Below are 20,505 nucleotides of genomic sequence, written 5' to 3'. Positions count from 1 at the left end.
TGAACTCCTTTCTTAAACCTACAAATGATAATTAAAGCATATGACGGGTTTTAATTATTACATATTGTACTACAAGGATAAATTCAATTAAACATTAGCATTTGCCCTAATGATGTACGATAAGGGAGTAAGATGATTTCACTGAAAAAAAGGTGATTACGGCATGAAATTACCTAGTAAATGGAGGTTGATAACTTGTCAACAAATCGAACTGGCGTAGCTATTCCTATTTTCCCTTGCAGGTCCATCGACGAACATTTGGATTTCTACCAAGCATTGGGGTTTGAACTAACTTATCGGCAAGCTAAGCCAAACCTATATGCTTGTGTCCGACACAGTATCGTGGAATTACATTTTTTTGTTCTGAAACAATTAGAGCCATCCAACTCATACAGCATGTGCTATGTAAGCGTTCCTGATGTGGATTCCGTATACAAAGAATTTTGCGGAAATTTAAAAAAGACTTATCAGAAAGTCCCCTCCCAGGGATTTCCCAGAATCACCAAGCTCAACAATCTTGCAGAAGATCGAAGATTTAACCTCATCGATCCTGCCGGAAATCGCTTGCTGATTGGTCAAAAGCATGCCTCCTCTAAGCCAATCCAGAACGATCAATACATGGTGGTGCACCCGTCAAGGTTTACAAATGCATTAGAAACCGCATACCGATTAGCATATGCCAAAGACGAACCTGCAGAAGCAGCCAGAGTACTTGAGCTTGTTTTTTCGAAAACCGAAGAAGTATCAATAACGCTTCGCTACAAAGCTTATGTATTACGAGCCGATGTCGCAATTTCAATGGACGAGCTAAATCTTGCGATGACTTTTATTAGAGAAGCAGAGAAATTATCGCTATCTGAACAAGAGCTTGAAGAAGTGATGGAGGCAACCGAGCGATTAGATGAACTCAAAATGACTTTAGGACAAAGCTAATCTTCATAGGAGGATCAGGAGGACTTCGGGAGAATCACTGCCCCTTTCTTTCTCCTGGTTCTTGTATATAAGTAAATGGTGGTTCTAAACTATAATCGCTATGAATGGCGTCAGACCAATAATCGATGGAATTGGCAACCGACAAATGCCGATTCCGGTTCATTTCCTCGTTAAACTGCTCATCAATTCCTGAATATCCGGGAATACCCTGTAAAACAAGTCTCATTCGATCGTCTTTGTCATGACGAATCCATAATCCGTGCAATCATCTCTTGTAAAAGCATAGGCAGTAGTAATAGCCCTCATTTTGAATCGACGTCCTACCGTCCAGCAATCGACAGATCATAGAATAATACAAATTCATGATAGTCCCCTCTCTTCGATACAAATTAAATACCAATAATTCTGTATGTTGCGCGTATAAACAGGGGGCGGTATAATAAAACTAAAGAAGGAGCCGTGCACTAACACGACTCCGGCAGCACAGTAGACCGCTTCAAAGGCGGTCGGCTTCGGGTATGAGATCAGAAATAGACCGCATTCCTTGCAGGGGGGCGGTCTATTTCTTTTGGTTAACTATTGCAATGATGGCAACAACCAACGTCAGCAGCGCTACAATTAACGCACCGAATCCGATCATTAACGTCAAAGCATCTTTAACCTCCATGGGCATCCCTCCCTTCTATAAAGAGGTAGCCGACCACCCTTGCAAGCCGTTCCACGTGCCTGTCTAATTATAGCATAATTTGTAAGTGCGAAAGCAGGGAATTATGGTTTTCTATCCTTTGTAATACGGTTGTTAATTCGTTGTTGTTCGCTCCTCTGGAGTCTCTTAGTGTTAATGTTGATTAGGCATGTAGAGCCCTAAAAATTCGTACAAAGTAGTAAGATGCATCAAGGCCAGGTGACGGATACAGGCTTGCATTGGATTCTAGGCTTCAATTAAGTATTTTCATAGCACAAGCGTTGATTCCCTGTTGACTTCGAAGCAAAAAAAACATCGCCTCGGCTCATAAGCCGCAAGGCGATGTTTTCATCGAGTAAAAACTGCTATTCTTTTTCCGCCTTCTCCTCATCCCCAACCGCCACCGGATTCCCCTCATAGCTAATCCAGTCGCTCCAGCTTCCCGCATACAAGCGCACATTCTCAAAGCCCGCTTGCCTTAACGCTAAAACATTCGGCGTAGCCGAAATGCCAGAACCGCAATACACAATATAATTGCCTGCCGGCTTCAGCTCGCCGAAGCGTTGCTGCAACAGGTCCGCCGACAACCATCGCTCCTGCTTATTCAGCGCTTCCTTCCAGAAGTAGTGTCGTGCGGTTGGAATATGTCCAGCAACTGGATCGAATGGGGATGTCTCGCCAACGTACTGGCTTCTATCTCGAGAATCAATAAGCACTGCTGATCCGTCTGCAATTGCCGCACGCACATCATGTACATTAGCCAGCCAATTGTCACGCAGCTGCAGCGCCAATATTTTTGCCTCCACTTGCGGTTCTTCTGTAGACAAAGCAAAACCCGCTTCTTCCCAAGCCATAATTCCTCCATCCAACACATAAACACGATCCAGCCCAATATAGCGAAGCGCCCACCAAAGACGGGAAGCAGCAGGTCCATTGGTATCTTCATAGACAACAACTATGCTTCGTTCATCAATTCCTAACTGACCGAACGTAAAGGCAAGCTGCTCGGGCGATGGAAGCGGACTGCGTCCGCCATGCTGCTGGGCCGGTGCCGTTAGTGCAAGCTTGAAATCAACGAATTGAGCCCCAGGTATATGTCCTTTCTCATAAGCATCTCTGCCGTATTGTTGCTCCTTGGAAGAGTAGCGAACATCCAACACAACAACATCAGCTAAATGCCTCTGCAGCCAGTTTACATCTACAATTGCTTGATCTGCCATAACAGCCCACTCCTTTTTGTCCTAAATTCCTAAATCGTAAACTCCAGATTTTCCTGCGTTTTCACATCATGAATAGCTGCATAGATTTGCGTCTGAATTTCATGCAGCTGCAAATCATCCCGCCTGCGCGGGCGCGGCTGTGTAATTTTGAATTGGGCTGCTACTTTTCCCGGTCTCGGCGAAATAAGCACAACTCGATCAGCCAAAAACACGGCTTCCGAAACATCATGCGTAACAAATACAACCGTTTTTTTCTCTTCCTCCCATATTCGCAGCAAATCATCCTGCAGCTGCAAGCGGGTAAGATGGTCGACCGCACCGAACGGCTCATCCATCAGCAGCACCTCCGGCCGGTTGGCCAGCGCTCGGGCAATTCCTGCCCGCTGCCTCATTCCTCCAGACAACTGGTGCGGGTATTTATTTTCAAAGCCGCCCAGCCCTACCAGCTCAAGCACCTGCATCACCGTTTCTCTTCGCTGCTTTTTATTGTCACCGCGAATCTCCAGCCCCAGCTCGACATTCCGGGCAATAGTGCGCCAAGGATAAAGGGAGGGGTCTTGAAACACTACACCTCTTCGCTTATCCGGTCCTTTAAAAGGAACACCGTCAAACGTCACAATGCCGCTTGAAGGTGTTTGCAGCCCTGCCAGTATTTCCAGCAGAGTGCTCTTTCCGCAGCCGCTTGGGCCTAGTATCGTTACAAATTCGCCGTCTTCTATCGTCAAATGAATGGAGGAGAGTGTTTCAACCGGCGGATTTCCTTCATACACTTTGGATACATTTTCTACTGTAAAGCCAGGCATCGTCACACCTCCATCGCTCTTTACTTATAGATTTGAGCCTGCCCCGCAATGAATTGATATCCGTTATTGCTTTGGAATAAATCGCAAATCTAAAATTTCATCAAGTCCGTATACCTTATCCTGGAAACCAAGCTGTACTTGAATTTCCTGTGTTTCCTGAAGCGCCGCCTGATCTACATTCAAATTGTTTTCCCACAGCACATCCTCGCGCTCGAACATGGCGTCAAGCACTTCTGCATCAATTTTTACATGCTGCGAAAAATACTGCTTATATTCATCCAAATTTGCTTTGGCATACTCCTGCGATTTCAAATACGCACGAAGCAGCTTTTCAATGGCTTCCGGGTTTTTCGCGATGAAGCTATCACTCGCTACTAGAACGCCTGTATGGAAATTCGGCAAATAATCCCAGCCTTTAGCCAACAGCTTGCCTTTGCCTTCCTTCTCAGCCAGGGAAACAAAGGGCTCATGGATAATCGTGGCATCCACTTGGCCCGCAGTAAGCGAAGCATAAGCTGCCTCATGCACACCGTTAGCCACATAGGTTACTTCCTCCTTGGACAGCCCATGCTCTTTTAAAATAATTTGCGCATATGCATCCAGCCCCGAGCCGAATACCGCGCCGCCAACCTTCTTCCTCTTCAAATCTTCAACTGAGGCAATATCTGTTTTGGCTATCAAATAAAATGGTCCCTTTGTTCGAAATAGAGAGGATACGATTTTGAATGGCGCTCCTTTGCCGGCAGCAACAATCGCTCTAGTCGTCGAAAAATCCGCAATATCAATATCGCCGCTCGTTAAGCCGGGCACCGGATTATCCGTCGTAATAAATTGCACATCAAGCCCTTCTTCTTTGAAAAAGCCCTTCTCCGCTCCAAAATGAACGGCCAGCCCGCTCACACCTGTAAAAGCGTTATACCTCACTTTGATAAGCGACTCCTGCTCGCTTTTATTAGTCGGATCAAGCTCGGATTCTCCTGTGCCTGTGTTGCCTTTGCCGCTGTTTCCTGCGCTGGCGCACCCAGCGATCAAAATCATCGTAAGCAAGCCGCTTATAAGAATGCTTAATTTTCTTCTTTGTATTGCAGACCTTTTCTTCATTCCTTTCCTCTCCCTTTCTCTCGCTTATCTAACCTCTATGCCCAGTTCTCTCTCTTTTTAATGCGCACACGCATGCCTGCCCTGCCAGCCGCCCCGCTACAACGTGGATTTCCAGCGCAACACAACCTTTTTCTCCAGCAAATCGATCAGCCATATGATAAAAACAGAGATGACCGTCACGATCACAATAATGGAAAATGCTTTAACCGTATCGTACAGTGAAGTAGCCTGAACCAGCATGTTGCCAAGGCCCGCCTGCGATGCAATCATTTCTCCGAACAGCGCCCCGACAAGTCCCGTTGCCGCTGCTACCCGCAAGCCAGCAAATATAGTCGGCGCTGCTGAAGGCAAAATTACTTTCCAGATCGTTTGAGCACGGGAAGCTTCCAGCACCCTCGCTACTTTCAAATGATTGTCAGCTGTTTGTTTAATTCCGGTAATGGTATTGAAGGCGATCGTAAAATAGCAAAATAAAAATACAACAACAACTTTATGCGTAACGCCCATACCAATCCAAAGTACAAGCAGCGGAATAATAGTAACTTTCGGGATCGCCATAAGTGCGGATAGAAACGGCCTAAAAAACTCTTCTGCTCCTCTTATAAGCACTAACGCCATCCCTGTTCCAATACCTAATACTGAAGATAGCAAAAATCCTGTTAAAAACTCTGTGAGCGTAATCCAAATATGCTCATACACTTGCCCGCTGCCGAATAGTATCCCGATATGCTTCAGTACCTCAGTCGGCTCCGACAAGTATAATCTGCCGACTATTCCCTGCCTGACTGCAAACTCCAATAAGCCAAGCACAGCTAGCAGCAGCGCAATCTGTCCGATGCGTATACCGCTAAACCAGCTTCTTTTGCTCTTTTTCATGATGCGCTTCCCTACTTTGCAAATTGATTAGCCGGCTTCGACAAGCCGAAGTGGCCGCGGAAGGTGGAGGCTGTATATTCCTTGCGGAACAAACCGCGCTCCTGCAAAATCGGCACAACCAGGTCAACAAACAGCTCCAGCGCTTCAATCATATAAGGCGGGCAAATGTTAAACCCGTCAGCAGCTTCGTTCACGAACCAGCGTTCAATTTCATCGGCAATTTGTACAGGATCACCTACAAGAAGCAAGTGTCCGCGTGATGTCGCCGAGAAATAATGGAATAAGTCGCGTACCGTTATATCCTCATAACCGACAGCATTTTGAGTAAGTCCCACTAATTGTTTAACCTTTTCTTCGGATTGAGTAGACAGCGATAGGTCTGGCAGCGGACCATCCAGCGGATAATCGCTTAGATCAATGCCAATACGCTGCGATAATGGGCCTAAGTCATAGTTAGTGACCAGCAGCGAATTCAGCTCCGCATATTTGGCGCGCGCTTCCTCAGCGGTTCGGCCTACGAGCGGTGACAGACCGGGCAGTACGAACAATTCATTCTGCTCGCGTCCGTAATCGCGCAGCCTGCTTTTCATATCGGCATAAAATTTCTTAGCTTCCTCAAATAAAATATCGCCAGTAAATATCGCACTGGAATAGGCAGCTCCGAGTTGCCTGCTGCGTTCGGAAGTACCGGCAGACAGCAATGGAATTTGCCCTTGCGGCGGCCTAGCCACGTTAAGCGGACCGGCAATCGAGAAATGGTCTCCCTTATGATCCAGCCGATGCACCTTTTCACTATCCGCAAAATAACCGGATTCTTTATCGCGAATTAGCGCTTCGTCCTCCCATGAATCCCACAGCTTCTTCACTACCCCTACAAATTCTTCCGCATAATCATAGCGCTTGGCATTATCCCAATGCTTTTCTCTGCTGAAGTTGAATGCAGAGCTAGGATCAGCTCCCGTGACCATATTAAGCGCCAGCCTTCCTTCGCTAATATGATCCAATGATGCCGTCATGCGTGCAATATGATAAGGCTCTGAATAGGTGGAATTCACCGTAACGATCAATCCGAGCTGTTCGGTTGCCGCAGCCAGATAGGACAGTGTCGTAAACGGCTCCAGACGAATCATCTGGGAAGGAAACTGATGCTGCATTTCAGGGCTCGAAGAGAGCCGGTCGCCAAGGAAGAAAAAGTCGAATTTCCCTTCCTCCAGCTTGCGAGCTACCCTTTTCAGAAATTTGTTGTCAAACGCCCCATCTGTAATCGCCTCAGGCAATCTCCACCCGGCAGGATGATAACCTGTCGAAAATAAAAACAATCCTAAATGCAGTTCTCTCTTTGATTGACTCGTCATGAATAATCCTCCTAATCAAACTTTTCGTATATGAAAACTTAGTCTTTCCGTAAATAGAAACGTCTCTCGGCATTTTTGCCTGAAGACGCGCAGTTCCCAGATGAAATATAATTTTTCGACCTACTTGTCATTTATCTGTTAGCAACAGTAGCTCATGAAGCTCCTGTTCACTTAAGCGATATTCACCAGACTGAACAAGGTGCAAGGCTTCCTGCAGCTGCTCCAGCTTGGAAGCACCGACAATCGCAGTAGTAATAGCCGGCTGGCTCAGCACAAAAGCCAATGCATATTGCGCGAGCGACCATCCCCGCTGAGTGGCAAGCGGACGTATAGCTTCGACGACATCATAAGCAGATCTTTTGTTCAGCAGCAGCTCAAGCCGCTTCTCGCCAGCAGCAAGCCGCGAATCAGGCGGCGGCGGTACATCCTGCTTGTATTTTCCTGCCAGAATGCCTCTGCCTAACGGACTATAAGCCATAACCCCCACCTTTTCTGACTGTACAAAAGGTACGATCTCACGCTCAATATCTCTAGTGATCAAGCTATACTCCGATTGAATGCCTTCAAATCTGCTAAACCCGTGCAGCGCGCTGAGGCCATGCGCCTTAGCCAGCTGCCATGCCGCAAAATTTGAACAGGCAATATATCTTACTTTTCCTTCCCGCACCAGATCATCCAGCGCACGCAGCGTTTCATCGAGCGGTGTTTCATGATCAAAGCCATGCACCTGATAAATATCGATATAGTCGGTTTGCAATCTTTGCAGGCTTTTCTCTAACGCCCGAAAAATATGATAACGGCTCAGCCCTTTGTCGTTAATGCCCGTTCCTACTGGATTTTTCACTTTTGTAGCGAGAATCACATCATGGCGCTTGCCCTTCAAAGCCCGGCCAATGATTTGCTCCGATTCACCGGTTTGCCGCAGATTGCCATTATCCATGCCTTTGCCGTATACATCGGCTGTATCGATCAAGTTTATGCCGCCTTCCAGCGCGGCATCTATAATAGCTGCAGAGTGCTGCTCATCAATCCAGCGGCCGAATGCCATTGTGCCCAAACTAATATGCGAAAGCTTCAACCCTGTTCTTCCCCATGACTTATATTCCATCGTTGCCACCATCCCTTCGTTGACTAAGAAGTTAAATATGCAGTCAATCCACAGTTAACTTATTGGTTATGTTGGATTATATAGCGGAGTTTTTAATATTGCAACCCTATTTTTAGAAAATAATACAAATTCCTCATTCGGGCAGGATCTATACTTATTCTCCCTCTGCTATCTTTGATTTCAACATTTCCTGCCTTCAAACAAAGAAAACACCTCCCAGTAACAGCCTAAAAAAAGCTGTATACTGCAGAGGTATTTGTGAAATCACACTATTTATTTTAACCTTGATTACCCTCTCATTAATTTGCTGAGAATCCGACTCGACACATACTCTACAATAAAGATAAGTACTATTAGACCGATTAGGATCGCGCCAGCCCAGAGCAGCGGTACGCATTCATGCAAAGATCAGCGGAGCACCGATCCCTCCGGCGCCTACAAGCCGAGAATGACGGCATCGCGCAGATTCATATCAAATCTGTAAATGACGATCGACAAAAACATTGCGTAGCTGCCGCAAAATGCCAAAGAGAATTTTCTCCATCAAATTGCAGCCAAGCGACTCCATTGATTCCAATATAGACGTATCCAAATCCACAATAACATCCAAATACAGCTTGGTTGGACAGCATGCTGATGCTTACCAGCGACATCGTGAGCACACCCGTGAGCGGTCCCGGACCAGTTGCGCGAATAAACATCAGGCCATAAAAATGGCTCGAATTGTCCGAATCACAATTAACACAACCCGGATAACAAAAGCGACAGGCTCGTCCGCCAATATGATGCGTGGATTTTGCGCCAAAGTTCTTGCAAAAGCAACACGCTGCTGCTGCCCGCCGGACAACTGATTCACACGCACATATGCTTTTTCCAAAATACCTGCTTGATCCAAAGCCATTAATGCCCGTTTTTTTCGCTTTCGGAAAATAGACCCGGTGCTTTTCGCCAAAAAGGCATTTCCGGTACAAAGGTGGAGGCCGATTGAACAAAAATTGCAAGACTATCCAAAGCCATCGATGCTGCTATTTATGTGGGCTTTCCTGCATTATCAACCCGAGAAATTGTAATTTTTCTCTTCATTATTGTTGCCCAGAAATTGCTGCACATCCTCGATCGTCGGCATGCCGGGCTGCGCGCCGAAGCGTGTCACAGCCAGTGCGGAGACGCTAGTGGCAAGCTGCAGCTGAGCTGCCTCATCATAACCGGAAGCTATGCCAAAAGTAAGCGCGGCATTGTAAGAATCGCCCGCTCCTGTTGTATCAACTACTTCTACCTGATAAGCTGTCATGTGCAGCGCAGCCTTATTCTTCTGCTTATAGATCGAGCCTTTCTCACCAAGTGTAGCAACTACACAGCCCGGACCTTGCGCCAACAGCGAATCAATCGCCTCTTCAAGCGATGCTTCATCTGCTTTCAGCCCAGTCAAAGCATATAGTTCAGTCTCATTCGGTGTAATATAGTCAGCGAGCTGCAGCAGCTCATCAGGCAACTTCATAGCAGGCGCAGGATTTAGCACAACCGTTTTATGATGTTTTTTAGCCAGCTCAGCTGCACAGCAGATCGTTTCTAACGGCACCTCCAACTGCATCAGCAAAATATCCGCTGCAGCAATTTGTTCTTCCAAATCAGTAATATTGGCAGGCAAGCAATAGCCATTCGCTCCTGGCACTACAATAATTTGATTGTCGTTGTCAGCCAGCACAATGGAAGCAATGCCTGTAGCAAACGGTGCTCGCTGAACCCCATTTGTATTCACTCCGCTCTCTGCAAGCGAACGCAGCAAATCGTCACCAAACGAATCATTTCCTACAAACCCAATCATACGCACTTCTGCGCCTAAACGAGCAGCCGCGACCGCTTGATTGCCGCCTTTGCCGCCCGGAACAAAATGCACCTCTTGACCAGATATCGTTTCCCCAGGTACCGGAAATCTTGAGCTTTTTACTACAATATCCATATTTAAGCTGCCTAACACGGCAATTACAGGCGTTTTTCCCATCACAAGTTTTGCTCCTCATGTACTTTTAAAAGTTGAACAAACAAACTTAACACGTACCTTATTATAACTTGCCTTCCCTGTATGCAGCATCCAATCTTCCAAACAAATCTTTAAAAACCATATCACGGTTAACGAAATTTGCAACTCTAATCAGGTGCCTGCTGTGATCAACACTCCACGTTACCTGATCCGTCAAAACAGGGCTATGGACAATATCAGTAGGCACTGCATCAGGCTGAAGCAGCCAAGCGATAGCTGAAATATCCCAAATGACACGCGAATAGGCAAAATGATCGTTAGCACACGATTCATAGCGCTCCGCCAGAAATTGTCCGATAGCCCCCTTGTCCTTAACATACTCATTAATTTCAGGCAGGCTTGTAATCAAATGTGAAGCGACACCTGCACATGGAATGAGCACAAGCGGAGCACCGCAATCCAGCACCGTTCTTGCAGACCAAATATCCTGCACCAAATTAAATTCCTTTGTTTGCGGCCAATGCAGCGCATGACCGCCTAGCCAAACAACGACAATATGATTAATAATTTCTGGCGCTAACAAAATGGCGGAAGCTACATTCGTAATCGCCCCAATGGCCACAACATAAAGCGGTGATTCGGGACTGGCCTCTTTTGCCTTTGCAATTAAATCTCGCGCTGCTGCGCTGTCAATTGGTTCATTCTCCTTCAACATAAAGCTTTCAGACCCTTTAAAAACAAAATTATGATCTGAAACATTCATGCGATGAAGTATATGTTGAATTTCCTCATAGCTTTTTTCCATGCCATCCTTTGCTCCGTCGGACAAGGAGTTATGAAAAGGCGCCGCATATATCGCTTTTAGGTCAATACGTTCCTTAGCCAGCAGCGTATACACGATAGCAAACTGATCATCAATTTCATTAAACGTATCTGTATCAAGCACCATGCTTATTTTTCCCTGCGGCGGATTTAATCTTTTCAAACGCTGCTCCTCTGTTAAACTGGACAGCTGTTTCATAGTCAGCCCTCTCCTTTAAACGTTTTTAATAATTAAATTACGGAATATGCTTATTTTAATCTACCATTTTATTGGCATCTGCTATATAATCTTTCGGAGAATAAATTATACTTTTCGGCTTTTTTGAAACACGCCACTTCCTGGGGAGGCTATTATGAATATTCAATGTGAGCTGGATTTTTTTACGAAGGATACGAGGAAGGAAAAGAGCTATATTGATTTCCATAGCCATAATGGCTATGAGCTGGTTTATTATGCAAGCGGACACGGGCGAACAACGATCGGCGATAAAGTGTACCCTTATCAAGCAGGACAATTTTCTGTTATCGAGCCAAATTGCCCTCATGATGAATATCGTGAATCGGCTACCGAGGTGCACTTCCTCGTATTTTCCTATAACAATTACCCGATTGCGCTGCGCAATCATGTGTATACAGAGCCCGGGGACGCGCCGATCAAGCAGCTGATGCACAAGCTCGGTGAGGAAATGCTGCGAAAAAACAGCTTTTCGCCGATTTTGCTCCGTTGCTATTTAACAGAATTAATTGTTGAGATTGGCAAAATATCAGGAGAGAAATTGCAGCATGCGGAGCCGGAAGATCAGCTTCTTTACGCCAAAAGCTATATTGAGCAGTACGCAGCAGACAAAATTAATTTACCGAAGCTAGCGGAGACGCACGGTTATAGCTACGATTATTTCCGCCATCTTTTTAAAGAGAACACTGGCTACTCGCCTATGCAATATATTATGCTACATCGCTTTAAAAAGGCAAAGCAGCTGCTTGCCGAAAGCCGTGAGTCCATTACGACCATCGCACTGGAATGCGGATTTTCCAACACGCCGCAATTTTGCGCGATGTTCAAAAAACAGTTTGGCGTCAGTCCGCTGCAGTATAAGGGAACGATAAGCAAAAAAAGCTTATAAAAAAACATGCAGCTAAGCAAGGGGAAGAGGGGAAGAAGCTACGTGCTCCTTTGGGTAGGTGCGTTAACTGTTAATATACAAAAAACTTATCAGTAGAGCGCAAATCTTATAGAAAAAGTCCCAAGGCTGCGATGCATGCCCTGGGACTCTTGTAATTTAAAGCAGTAATGCAAAAACCGCCAGCATCCCTAACAGTTGCTTGTGCCTTTTCCTCCCTAGCTGGTCAGTCGTTCCGTTATTACGCTCAAAATCATAGTTTTTAGTAAGCGAAGTGACAGACGTTCCGTTATTGATCCATAAATCGCAGAAAAAGTCCCATTTTGAGCCAAATAGCGGATTTTGTGACCGCGAAATTAAAAAAATGACGGTTTTGACGCAAATAACGGAACGTGTGACCATTTCGATTCATTGTAGGTAGGTAACCTCAGCGGCCTGGATTATACCCCACGAGTGATCGGCTCAATGCGGTACGCCTTCTTGCCATCCGCCGCCTCAGCAGCATCATGATCCACAACATGCCAGCCGAACGATAACGTCTGCTCAACCTTCGCTTTTTCTTCCTCAGTCAAAGCAATATGAACAGCCTCCTTGCCTGGCTCGAGCAGCAGCTCGCCTTCCTTTTGCAAAGCAAGCAGCATCCAGCTGTGTGTACCGCGCAGCGTGCTGAATTTAATCTGGTATCCTTCTTTAACCGCTTGCTCGAACAACTCCGGCTGCTCATTAGCAAGCTTGGTCAATTCCTCATACTTCACTTGGAACTTGGTTTCATCCTTAGGCAGTTCGCCTGCTTTTACACGGCTGATCAGCTCGTCGGCCGGCCACCCATGAACACGCAAGGTTTCCAGTGTGATCGCATCCCATTGCGAAAGCTTTACTTTTGCTTGATTCGTTGTCATGTATAAGTCCTTCCTTCTATAGCCAAAGGGACTGCCCCAGTCATCGGCAGACAGGCTACAGTCCCTTTACACTAAGCTAATTTATTTGCTTGCTTTATAAGCTGCAAGATGCTCTTTTACTTTAGCTGCATCTGCTTTAACTTCAAGACCTGTATTTACAAGCGGAGAAAGAGTGGTCATAGCCTTTACTTTATTGCCGCTATAGAATGCGATGAAGTCATCCTGGTTGATGGAATAAAGGACAGCTTTTCTCAGATCTACACTTTTTGCAACTGGACGGTTAGCTGTGTTAAACAGCAAGTACGATACAGCATTACTTGGAATAGATTGCAGCTCCAGCTTGCTGTCGCCTTTGATCGTATCATATTTATTTTCTGTAATACCATAAAACAGATCGATCTCGCCGGCACGAAGTGCGGACAAGTTACTGTCAGCATCCTTGATAAAACGTACTTTGATCGTGCTGACTTTTGGCTCATGCTTAGTTCCCTTCATGTAAGCAGGGTTTTTGTAGAAAATAGCCTCATAATCATTTTTGTGGGACAAAATGTACGGACCGCTTGTATACAAAGTGTTGTTGTAAGCATTGCCTTCTGTTACGGTATTTTGGTCGCCGTAAGGAATGTCTTTGTTAATATCGAACTTATCAACCTCATAAGTGTTGATTTTTTCTACTTGCTGCTTGGATACGATACCTGCTGATTGGTGAGCCAGGTAGTTCAATACTTGCGGGAACGGCTGTGTTGTTGTCACTTTTACAACCTGATACTTGCCATCTTTACTGCTGGATTGCGTTTTATCGGAAACAAGCTCAGTAATTTTGGCATCCAGACCTTTTTCAAGCGCAGACTTTACAGTTTCGCTGCTGCCGGATACTTTAATCGCGTCAAGCGCAGCAACATCAGTTACAACCTCTGCTGTTTTGATATGCTCATGCAAGGTATAGGTACGGTGATCTGGCACAGAGTTTTTATTTTTTGCGCGATCAAGCGAGAAGATAACATCGTCAGCGCCTACACGCTCGCCAGAATCTGCGACCTTTTTGTTTTCAATTTTGGCGAAGTTAATGTCGTCACGCAAAATAAAGTAGTACTCGGAATTACCTTCTGCAATCGCATGATTGTACGATAGAGAGCCTTCTGAAGTAACCTTGTCATCATCCGTCAGATTAACAAGACGTACATATTGGTTCGTGTTAATAATGTTGATGGAGCCGTCATTACCTTTGATTGGGTCCAAAGAAGTCAATACCGGGATTGTCGACTGGAACACTATAGCTTGTGTGTCACGCTTGCTTGTATCGTTGAAATCAACCTCTTCCCAAGGCAAAGAACGGGATTTGGAAATACGTACAGAAGCAGGATTCAACACTTCTTTGTTGAAGGCTTGTGCTTTTCTTGAGATATACATAGGAGCGATATAAGCTTTGTCCAGCACAAGCTGCTGCTCGAACTGCTTATAAGTTTCGCCGTATTGCTCAGGTGTTTGCGTGCCTGCAGTGTCAATTAGCTTGTCAATTTCAGGATCAGCCAAAATGCTGTAGTCGCCGCCTGTTTTGAACAAGGAACGAACGGCATAGTCCGGGTTGCCTGTTACCGTTGTCCAGCTGGAAACAGAAATGTCAAAGTTTCCTGCATCCTGCTGAGCTTTGTACGTGCCGTAATCCGGTTGTACGTTCAGCTTTACAGTGAAGCCATTTCTGGCAAGCTGGTCGCGAATGATATTAATATCATCCTGCTGGCTGCTCATGCCAAGCACTTCAATTTCTACCGGGTTGTTGTCGGTAACAACCTCTTTGCCGCCATCTGGAGTCGGCGATTCATTAACCTCGCCTTTTGTTGTTACTTTGCAGCCGCTAAGCATAATGGCGATACTTAACAGCAGCAGAGCTATAAGCTTTCTTTGCTTCTTCACGATGAACCCCTCCGTTAATCTTTTTTTGTTTTATGCTAATTCCCATTCGTGTACGAATTCGTGTTCATACACGGATGCAAGGATAAACGTTTATCGCCGTCCTTTGGACAAGCGCGTTTACCGATGAAATATAAGAACAGGTATAGGGAAAAACTTATACTTTCTTATATTTAGAAAAATAACTTTGCCTGTAAAGCTGCAGTCTAATCATGTCTTGGATCAAGGGCATCGCGCAGCCCGTCGCCCAAAAAGTTGAACGAAAGCACCAATGCAATTATCGCAAGGCCAGGATAGATCGCTGTAAAAGCATGTGATTCCAAATATGCGCTGCCCAGCTTCAAAATATTCCCCCACTCTGGAATATGCGGCTCAACGCCAAGTCCCAAATAACTCAAGCTGCTCGTGGCAATGACGGCGGTACCTATTGTCAAAGTGGACTTTACGATCATTGGAGCCAATGAATTCGGTACAACATGCTTAAACATAATGCGCATATCGCTTGCGCCGAATGCACGCGCGGCTTGTACATATTCAAGGGTGGATACGAGCATGACATTCGCTCTCATCGTACGTGCAAAGGTCGGGATCGACCCTACGCTAAGCGCCATAATCAGATTGAATGTGTTAGCTCCAAATGCTGCGATAATCGCGATAGCAAGCAATATACCAGGAATTGCGTACAAAATATCAAGCAGCCGCATAATAATGTTGTCTGTCTGACGTCCATAGTACCCAGAAATAACGCCCAGCAGCCCCCCGACTACAAACGGGATAAGCGTTGACAGCAAGCCTACAACGAGCGATATTCTAGCACCGAATACGATTCGGGAAAATAAATCTCTGCCGAAATTATCCGTACCAAGCGGATAGGTTAAATTCGGAGATTGCAAAATGGCACTGTAATTATTAACGATAGCCATATCATAATCAAACGTCAAATAACTGGATATCGCCAAATGAACAAGAAATAAAATGAAAAACATGCCCAGCATCGAGGTCGAGCTTCTCGATATTTGCTCAATAACTTCGCCAAGTTTTGAGCCTGATGTATGATCCTTGTCGCGCAGCTTAGAAATAATGAGTATGCCTAAAAACAGAGCGAACAAATTGCCGATTGCAGCGGTTAAGATTAATACGGCAGCTACGAAATAGAGCCAACGCGGCATCACTGGCAAATGCGCATATTTAGCAACAATAATTAAACTGATTAGCTGCAGCACGGCGGCAGAAATTAATAAAAACATGCCTATCAAAAACCAATCAGCCACATATGGCTTGAATAAATTAAGCGCAGATACAGCAAAGACAATAATTGTTGTAAGCAGCGTATACACGGCAAGCGTGTAAAGCGCGCTCTTGTTCTTTTTGATCAGCTGAAAAGCAGCTGTCGCAATAAATACATTCGCTGACAGCAAGCTAAGCAGCAGGACATAGCCGAGACTGCGTGTTGAACGGCTCAGCTCGCCGCGGCGGATCAAGTCCGTCCGGATTTTTAACCATACCCCAAATTGCAGCAGCGCAAATACAAAATATACTCCGCTAATAATAAGTGCAATTGGTTTGAATTGTCCTGTTTCCAGTGAATAGCTGCTTATTAACAGCACGACTGCCAAGGCCAAGGTTACAACTCCGGCAAAGCTGGCTTGCGCGTATTCTTGACATGATTTTATTCGGAACTGTATCTCTTGCTTTACTAATGAAAGAGTTGCCACGGGCAGCACCTGCCTTAATATTGTTTCATTTTGGAACGGATTCTTGGATCAAAGAAAGCATAGAGCAAATCAATAAACATATTAACGATCGAAATCGTTATCGCTGTATATACAACCCCGCCCATCACAGCAGGAATATCGGGAATAAACTGCTTCACTACAATATAGCTTCCAATACCGCTGACGTTGAACACCTGCTCCGTAACAGCGGCACCGCCAAGCATAATGCCGAACTGCAAGCCTATAACGGTAACGATTGGAATAAGCGCATTGCCGATAGCATGCTTCCAAAGGACTCGTCCTCTGGAAAGGCCCTTCGCTTTGGCTGTCGTAATATAATCCTCATGGATAACTTCCAGCGTCGATGAGCGAGTCATCCTCGATACGGATGCTGTCAGCGCCGTACCCAATACAACGATCGGCATAATAGCCGAAAGCCAATTGTTCGGATTATACGTGGCAGGCAGCCAAGGCAGCTTAATTGAAAAGTTAAGTATAAAAATTAAGCCCTGCCAAAAGTTTGGTATAGATAAGCCTAACAAGGCAATAAACATAAACGTGTAATCAAAAAAGGAATTGGATCTAGTAGCTGAAATAATGCCGATAGGAAGTGCAACTATAACGGCAAGCAATGTTGCGATTGCAGTAAGCGTAATTGTTACGGGAAATTTATTGGCAATTGCGGTTGTCACCTGTTCATTACCCGCAAACGACCTGCCTAAATCAAAGGTGAGTATTCCTTTCAAATTGTTCCAAAGCTGAACCAGATAAGGCTGGTCCAACCCGTAAAGATGATTAAATGCTGCAATCTGCTCATTCGTCGCCGTTTCGCCAAGCAGGTTGGCTGCAGGATTCATCGGTGAAATATATAGAATCGTAAACACAAAAAAAGCTACTCCGAAAATGACAAATACAGTCATAAGCAAACGTTCAAAAATGTACTTGGAAAACGGATTAGAAAAAATCCATGCCAATATGTACATCGGAAAGCCTATTATTATAGAAAGTGCAAGCATCAAGGGATTGCTGATCAATGCTTCGAAAGCATCTCCGAAGGTTACCTTGTCTATTTTGCCTTCTACAATTTGCTGCTTTAATGCTGCCGCGAGCTCTTCATCAAATTTTTTATCCGCTAATCGGCGAGCTTCCCGCTCGAGCTGATCTGAACTTATCTTTTGGTTAAAAAAACGATGCTTGCGCGTCAATTGGTCGCGCGCTTCAGCCAGCAGCCTGTCCATAACCCCTTCGGCAAGCATGGCTTCACGTTTTTTAGAGGCAGCTTCAGTATAGCCGTTGTTTGATTTGCGGTATAAATATATAAAATAAACAATGATCGTAACCGGCGCGCCGGCCAAGAGCAGAAAAAATCGATAGGTAGGATGCATTAGCATTTTGCGGTATACGGTTGAAATTGATTCATTTAGATTAAAACTGCTAGCTGCTTGTCCGCTCAATGGGTTCCGCTCCTTTATAAAATTAAATATATAATTCCGATCGATATACTAGATATTATTGTAGCGGTCGAAAAATGTCAACTATACTTATATTGTGCAACATATCATTCATTATACAATATTTCATTCCATAGAGATATCATTTAGTTATATACTTTCCTTTTAATATCTAAGAAATTTATAGAATCAAAATAGAGGAACAGGTATACGTCGAAAACCTACACCTCCCTATCTATCAAAAAAAGCCAAGCAATAGCATTGCTGCATATTGCCTAGCCTTTTTATCATATCCTTGATTTACCATTCAATTTTACAGAACTGTCTCGTTTCAGCAGATTCCTTCGCTTTCAAGCACATAAGTGCACTTGTCAAACCTTCTTGCAGCGAAGCTTTTGATTCCGCCTTCCCTTGCATCATTTCAATAAAATTACGAGCCAGCTCGTCGTCCCCGCCGAAATGCCCCTCACTCATTTCATACTGATACGTGTCAACACGTGGCGTATGGTGCATGAAAACCTGCAGCTTCCCTGTCGTAAAATCAAACTCTAATGTACCCTTGTATCCAAGAAAACGGGCGCCCCTTGTCCCCGCTCCCCGCCTTGCAAAAAAGTTCTGGGAATACGAAGCATGCATCCCCGACTCATAGCGGATCAATGCGCTGCCCGAGTCCTCATTGCCTGTGTCCTCGCCAAATGCGCAATGCGTCCATACGTCGGCCAAATCAGGATCGAAGGCTGTGCTTTCTTCGCATGTACGATTTTCGTCACACGTCTTGCACGTTAAGCCCGCTGGTTTGTCTCCTTTAAAAATCTGCTTGGAGGTCATCGCGCAAATCTCCACTGGCTGCATGCCCAGCACAGCATTGATATAGTCAAAGTCATGCGTAGCTTTTTGTAAAAATAAACCGCCTGTAATACTTTCATCACGATACCAGTTGTGAAAATACACGCCTCCATATGGCACGTTGTTAATAGCCTGCACATGCTCTACCGTTCCTATTTTGCCGGAATCAATAATTTCTTTTGCTAATTGCACAATCGTCGTAAAACGAAGCGGAAAGGATACAAGACTCGGTGATGGATGCTTCTCATAGGCAGCTTTCAGCTTGCGAAGATCTTCCATTGTAGTAGATACCGGCTTCTCCAAATATAATGGAATGCCTGTCGGCAATACCTTCATCGCCAGCTCGGTGTGAAGATTGCAGCGAGTGCCAATCAATACGCCGTCCAAAGACTCATTTTGCAGCATATCATCAGCATTTTCGTAATAATTTATTGATGGATTCTGGGCTTGCTCCTGCATTTTGCCCGGATCGGCAATCGCCGCTATTTTGCAAGTACTATCCGCCTTCTGAATAAAGCTCAATACCCCTTGTGCCCGAGACCCTAAGCCAATTACTCCGATATTCAAAACAGTCACTCCCCAATGATTATAATAAATAGTAGAATAACAGTAGTATAATAAGGAACGATTCAAATGGATTTGTACAATAAGCACAGTTATTTGTTTTATTGCTACGCCTGCGGGTAATGGAGGAAGACGGATATGACAAGTTCTGGCTATAACCCTGATACTTTGCAAAGAACATTGCTTGAGCAAACGATTGTAATTGAGCAGTTGATTACCCTCTACTATTTCGAATTCGGCAAAAATTATGTTTTTCGAGGGGAGCGCCATAATTTTTGGGAGGTGCTCTATGTCGACCGCGGAGAAATTGAAGTGCGCACAGATGATGAGCAGCATGTTCTTAAGCAGGGCTCGATTATTTTTCATAAGCCCAATGAATTTCATAGCTTTCACGCAGCTGATGGCATCGCTCCGAATGTCATTGTGTTCACCTTTGACTGCCATAGCATCGCCATGCAAAGATTTGAGAATAAAGTCATTCAGCTTGGTGAGGAAGAACGCAAGCTTCTTGTACAAATGATGAACGAAGGGCAAAATGCTTTTGAATATCCATTTAAGCATCCATTGCAGCGGCGTTCTGACGCTATCCCCGGCAGCGAGCAGCTGCTTCGCTGTTATTTGGAAATTTTGCTTATTTCGCTGCTGCGCAGAATGCACCGCTCCGAGGATGCTGCAGCTACCCTCAGTACGGCAGCACGGGAAAATAGCGAAGAATCGCTCGTTCAGCATATATGCAGCTATATTGAAGCGAATTTAAGCCAGCCTATTACGATTGGCCATATATGCAGTCATTTCTTTGTCAGCCGCACTCGTCTGCAGCTTTTGTTCCGCAAATATTTGGGCTGTACGGTTGTTGCCTATATTACAAAGGCTCGTATTCGCCAGGCCAAAGCCTTTATTCGCGAAGATTGCTATAATCTGACGGAAATTTCCGAGCTGCTCGGCTTTGCCAGCATTCATTATTTTTCCAAGGTTTTCAAAAAGGAAAACGGCATGAGCCCTACAGAGTATGCTCGTTCTGTAAAAGCGCGGATGAATAAATGATGTTTCCTTTTATTTCAATTGAATAATTCCCATCTGTATAGTATGTTTTTAAAATAGAGAGGTGGGATTA

General features: G+C 45.0%; 19 protein-coding genes and 1 pseudogene. 3 read left to right on the top strand and 17 right to left on the bottom strand.

The window, feature by feature from the left end; all coding sequences use genetic code 11:
* Positions 1-195 precede the first annotated feature (195 nt).
* Positions 196-933, top strand: coding sequence for a bleomycin resistance protein (locus tag V1L65_RS15505; RefSeq protein WP_331700093.1), 738 nt, complete (start codon positions 196-198; stop codon positions 931-933).
* Positions 934-967: 34 nt separating this feature from the next.
* Here V1L65_RS15505 and V1L65_RS15500 read toward each other — a convergent pair whose 3' ends face one another.
* From V1L65_RS15500 to V1L65_RS15445, 12 genes and pseudogenes are all read right to left on the bottom strand, one after another.
* A complete protein-coding gene (locus V1L65_RS15500) occupies positions 968-1,159 on the bottom strand; it encodes a hypothetical protein (RefSeq protein ID WP_331700092.1) in 192 nt (63 codons plus the stop codon).
* A gap of 333 nt (positions 1,160-1,492) precedes the next feature.
* A complete protein-coding gene (locus V1L65_RS15495) occupies positions 1,493-1,600 on the bottom strand; it encodes a putative holin-like toxin (protein WP_331700091.1) in 108 nt (35 codons plus the stop codon).
* Between the two features lie 383 nt (positions 1,601-1,983).
* Positions 1,984-2,838, bottom strand: a complete 855-nt coding sequence (locus tag V1L65_RS15490; protein WP_331700090.1) for a sulfurtransferase — start codon at positions 2,836-2,838, stop codon at positions 1,984-1,986.
* Positions 2,839-2,867: 29 nt separating this feature from the next.
* Entirely contained in the window at positions 2,868-3,641 is a 774-nt protein-coding gene (locus V1L65_RS15485) for an ABC transporter ATP-binding protein (RefSeq protein ID WP_331700089.1), read from the bottom strand.
* 63 nt (positions 3,642-3,704) lie between these two features.
* On the bottom strand, positions 3,705-4,742 hold the full coding sequence (locus V1L65_RS15480) for an ABC transporter substrate-binding protein (RefSeq protein ID WP_331700088.1): 1,038 nt from the start codon (positions 4,740-4,742) through the stop codon (positions 3,705-3,707).
* Between the two features lie 96 nt (positions 4,743-4,838).
* The gene (locus tag V1L65_RS15475; protein ID WP_331700087.1) at positions 4,839-5,618 is read right to left on the bottom strand and encodes an ABC transporter permease; all 780 of its coding nucleotides are present in this window, start codon (positions 5,616-5,618) and stop codon (positions 4,839-4,841) included.
* An 11-nt stretch (positions 5,619-5,629) separates the two neighbouring features.
* The gene (locus V1L65_RS15470) at positions 5,630-6,973 is read right to left on the bottom strand and encodes an LLM class flavin-dependent oxidoreductase (RefSeq protein ID WP_331700086.1); all 1,344 of its coding nucleotides are present in this window, start codon (positions 6,971-6,973) and stop codon (positions 5,630-5,632) included.
* A 127-nt stretch (positions 6,974-7,100) separates the two neighbouring features.
* On the bottom strand, positions 7,101-8,081 hold the full coding sequence (locus tag V1L65_RS15465; protein WP_331700085.1) for an aldo/keto reductase: 981 nt from the start codon (positions 8,079-8,081) through the stop codon (positions 7,101-7,103).
* Between the two features lie 467 nt (positions 8,082-8,548).
* Entirely contained in the window at positions 8,549-8,782 is a 234-nt protein-coding gene (locus tag V1L65_RS15460; RefSeq protein ID WP_331700084.1) for a hypothetical protein, read from the bottom strand.
* Positions 8,783-8,847: 65 nt separating this feature from the next.
* Positions 8,848-9,056 (bottom strand): annotated as a pseudogene (locus V1L65_RS15455) (ATP-binding cassette domain-containing protein); the annotation flags it as partial.
* 76 nt (positions 9,057-9,132) lie between these two features.
* Positions 9,133-10,083: a ribokinase gene (gene rbsK, locus V1L65_RS15450; protein WP_331700142.1), complete on the bottom strand. Its 951-nt coding sequence runs from the start codon at positions 10,081-10,083 to the stop codon at positions 9,133-9,135.
* 61 nt (positions 10,084-10,144) lie between these two features.
* Complete coding sequence (locus tag V1L65_RS15445) at positions 10,145-11,083, bottom strand: nucleoside hydrolase (RefSeq protein WP_331700083.1); 939 nt, start codon at positions 11,081-11,083, stop codon at positions 10,145-10,147.
* Positions 11,084-11,237: 154 nt separating this feature from the next.
* Between V1L65_RS15445 and V1L65_RS15440 the strand changes: the two genes are divergently transcribed.
* Entirely contained in the window at positions 11,238-12,008 is a 771-nt protein-coding gene (locus V1L65_RS15440; protein ID WP_331700082.1) for a helix-turn-helix domain-containing protein, read from the top strand.
* A gap of 437 nt (positions 12,009-12,445) precedes the next feature.
* On the opposite strand, the gene V1L65_RS15435 is transcribed toward V1L65_RS15440, so the two are convergent.
* From V1L65_RS15435 to V1L65_RS15415, 5 genes are all read right to left on the bottom strand, one after another.
* Positions 12,446-12,904 (bottom strand): hypothetical protein, encoded by a 459-nt coding sequence (locus tag V1L65_RS15435; RefSeq protein ID WP_331700081.1) that lies wholly within the window; start codon positions 12,902-12,904, stop codon positions 12,446-12,448.
* 81 nt (positions 12,905-12,985) lie between these two features.
* Positions 12,986-14,767 carry an ABC transporter substrate-binding protein gene (locus tag V1L65_RS15430; RefSeq protein ID WP_331700141.1) on the bottom strand — a complete coding sequence of 594 codons (1,782 nt, stop codon included), beginning with the start codon at positions 14,765-14,767 and terminating at the stop codon, positions 12,986-12,988.
* Between the two features lie 254 nt (positions 14,768-15,021).
* Positions 15,022-16,530: an ABC transporter permease gene (locus tag V1L65_RS15425; RefSeq protein ID WP_331700080.1), complete on the bottom strand. Its 1,509-nt coding sequence runs from the start codon at positions 16,528-16,530 to the stop codon at positions 15,022-15,024.
* A 14-nt stretch (positions 16,531-16,544) separates the two neighbouring features.
* A complete protein-coding gene (locus V1L65_RS15420; RefSeq protein ID WP_331700140.1) occupies positions 16,545-17,921 on the bottom strand; it encodes an ABC transporter permease in 1,377 nt (458 codons plus the stop codon).
* 360 nt (positions 17,922-18,281) lie between these two features.
* A complete protein-coding gene (locus V1L65_RS15415) occupies positions 18,282-19,403 on the bottom strand; it encodes a Gfo/Idh/MocA family protein (RefSeq protein WP_432500956.1) in 1,122 nt (373 codons plus the stop codon).
* A gap of 126 nt (positions 19,404-19,529) precedes the next feature.
* Here V1L65_RS15415 and V1L65_RS15410 point away from each other — a divergent pair, with 126 nt between their 5' ends.
* The gene (locus tag V1L65_RS15410) at positions 19,530-20,435 is read left to right on the top strand and encodes a helix-turn-helix transcriptional regulator (protein WP_331700078.1); all 906 of its coding nucleotides are present in this window, start codon (positions 19,530-19,532) and stop codon (positions 20,433-20,435) included.
* Positions 20,436-20,505 lie beyond the last annotated feature (70 nt).

Source organism: Paenibacillus sp. IITD108, assembly GCF_036541265.1.
GTDB lineage: Bacteria > Bacillota > Bacilli > Paenibacillales > Paenibacillaceae > Pristimantibacillus.
This window is presented reverse-complemented; position numbering and strand designations above follow the sequence as displayed.

Coding starts and splice junctions, on each gene's coding strand:
- V1L65_RS15435 (WP_331700081.1), bottom strand. CDS start 12,904: ATGACAACGAATCAAGCAAAAGTAAAGCTTTCGCAATGGGATGCGATC.
- V1L65_RS15470 (WP_331700086.1), bottom strand. CDS start 6,973: ATGACGAGTCAATCAAAGAGAGAACTGCATTTAGGATTGTTTTTATTT.
- V1L65_RS15500 (WP_331700092.1), bottom strand. CDS start 1,159: ATGAGACTTGTTTTACAGGGTATTCCCGGATATTCAGGAATTGATGAG.
- V1L65_RS15410 (WP_331700078.1), top strand. CDS start 19,530: ATGACAAGTTCTGGCTATAACCCTGATACTTTGCAAAGAACATTGCTT.
- V1L65_RS15490 (WP_331700090.1), bottom strand. CDS start 2,838: ATGGCAGATCAAGCAATTGTAGATGTAAACTGGCTGCAGAGGCATTTA.
- rbsK (WP_331700142.1), bottom strand. CDS start 10,083: ATGGGAAAAACGCCTGTAATTGCCGTGTTAGGCAGCTTAAATATGGAT.
- V1L65_RS15460 (WP_331700084.1), bottom strand. CDS start 8,782: ATGTTTATTCGCGCAACTGGTCCGGGACCGCTCACGGGTGTGCTCACG.
- V1L65_RS15495 (WP_331700091.1), bottom strand. CDS start 1,600: ATGGAGGTTAAAGATGCTTTGACGTTAATGATCGGATTCGGTGCGTTA.
- V1L65_RS15465 (WP_331700085.1), bottom strand. CDS start 8,081: ATGGAATATAAGTCATGGGGAAGAACAGGGTTGAAGCTTTCGCATATT.
- V1L65_RS15420 (WP_331700140.1), bottom strand. CDS start 17,921: ATGCTAATGCATCCTACCTATCGATTTTTTCTGCTCTTGGCCGGCGCG.
- V1L65_RS15485 (WP_331700089.1), bottom strand. CDS start 3,641: ATGCCTGGCTTTACAGTAGAAAATGTATCCAAAGTGTATGAAGGAAAT.
- V1L65_RS15430 (WP_331700141.1), bottom strand. CDS start 14,767: ATGCTTAGCGGCTGCAAAGTAACAACAAAAGGCGAGGTTAATGAATCG.
- V1L65_RS15475 (WP_331700087.1), bottom strand. CDS start 5,618: ATGAAAAAGAGCAAAAGAAGCTGGTTTAGCGGTATACGCATCGGACAG.
- V1L65_RS15445 (WP_331700083.1), bottom strand. CDS start 11,083: ATGAAACAGCTGTCCAGTTTAACAGAGGAGCAGCGTTTGAAAAGATTA.
- V1L65_RS15480 (WP_331700088.1), bottom strand. CDS start 4,742: ATGAAGAAAAGGTCTGCAATACAAAGAAGAAAATTAAGCATTCTTATA.
- V1L65_RS15440 (WP_331700082.1), top strand. CDS start 11,238: ATGAATATTCAATGTGAGCTGGATTTTTTTACGAAGGATACGAGGAAG.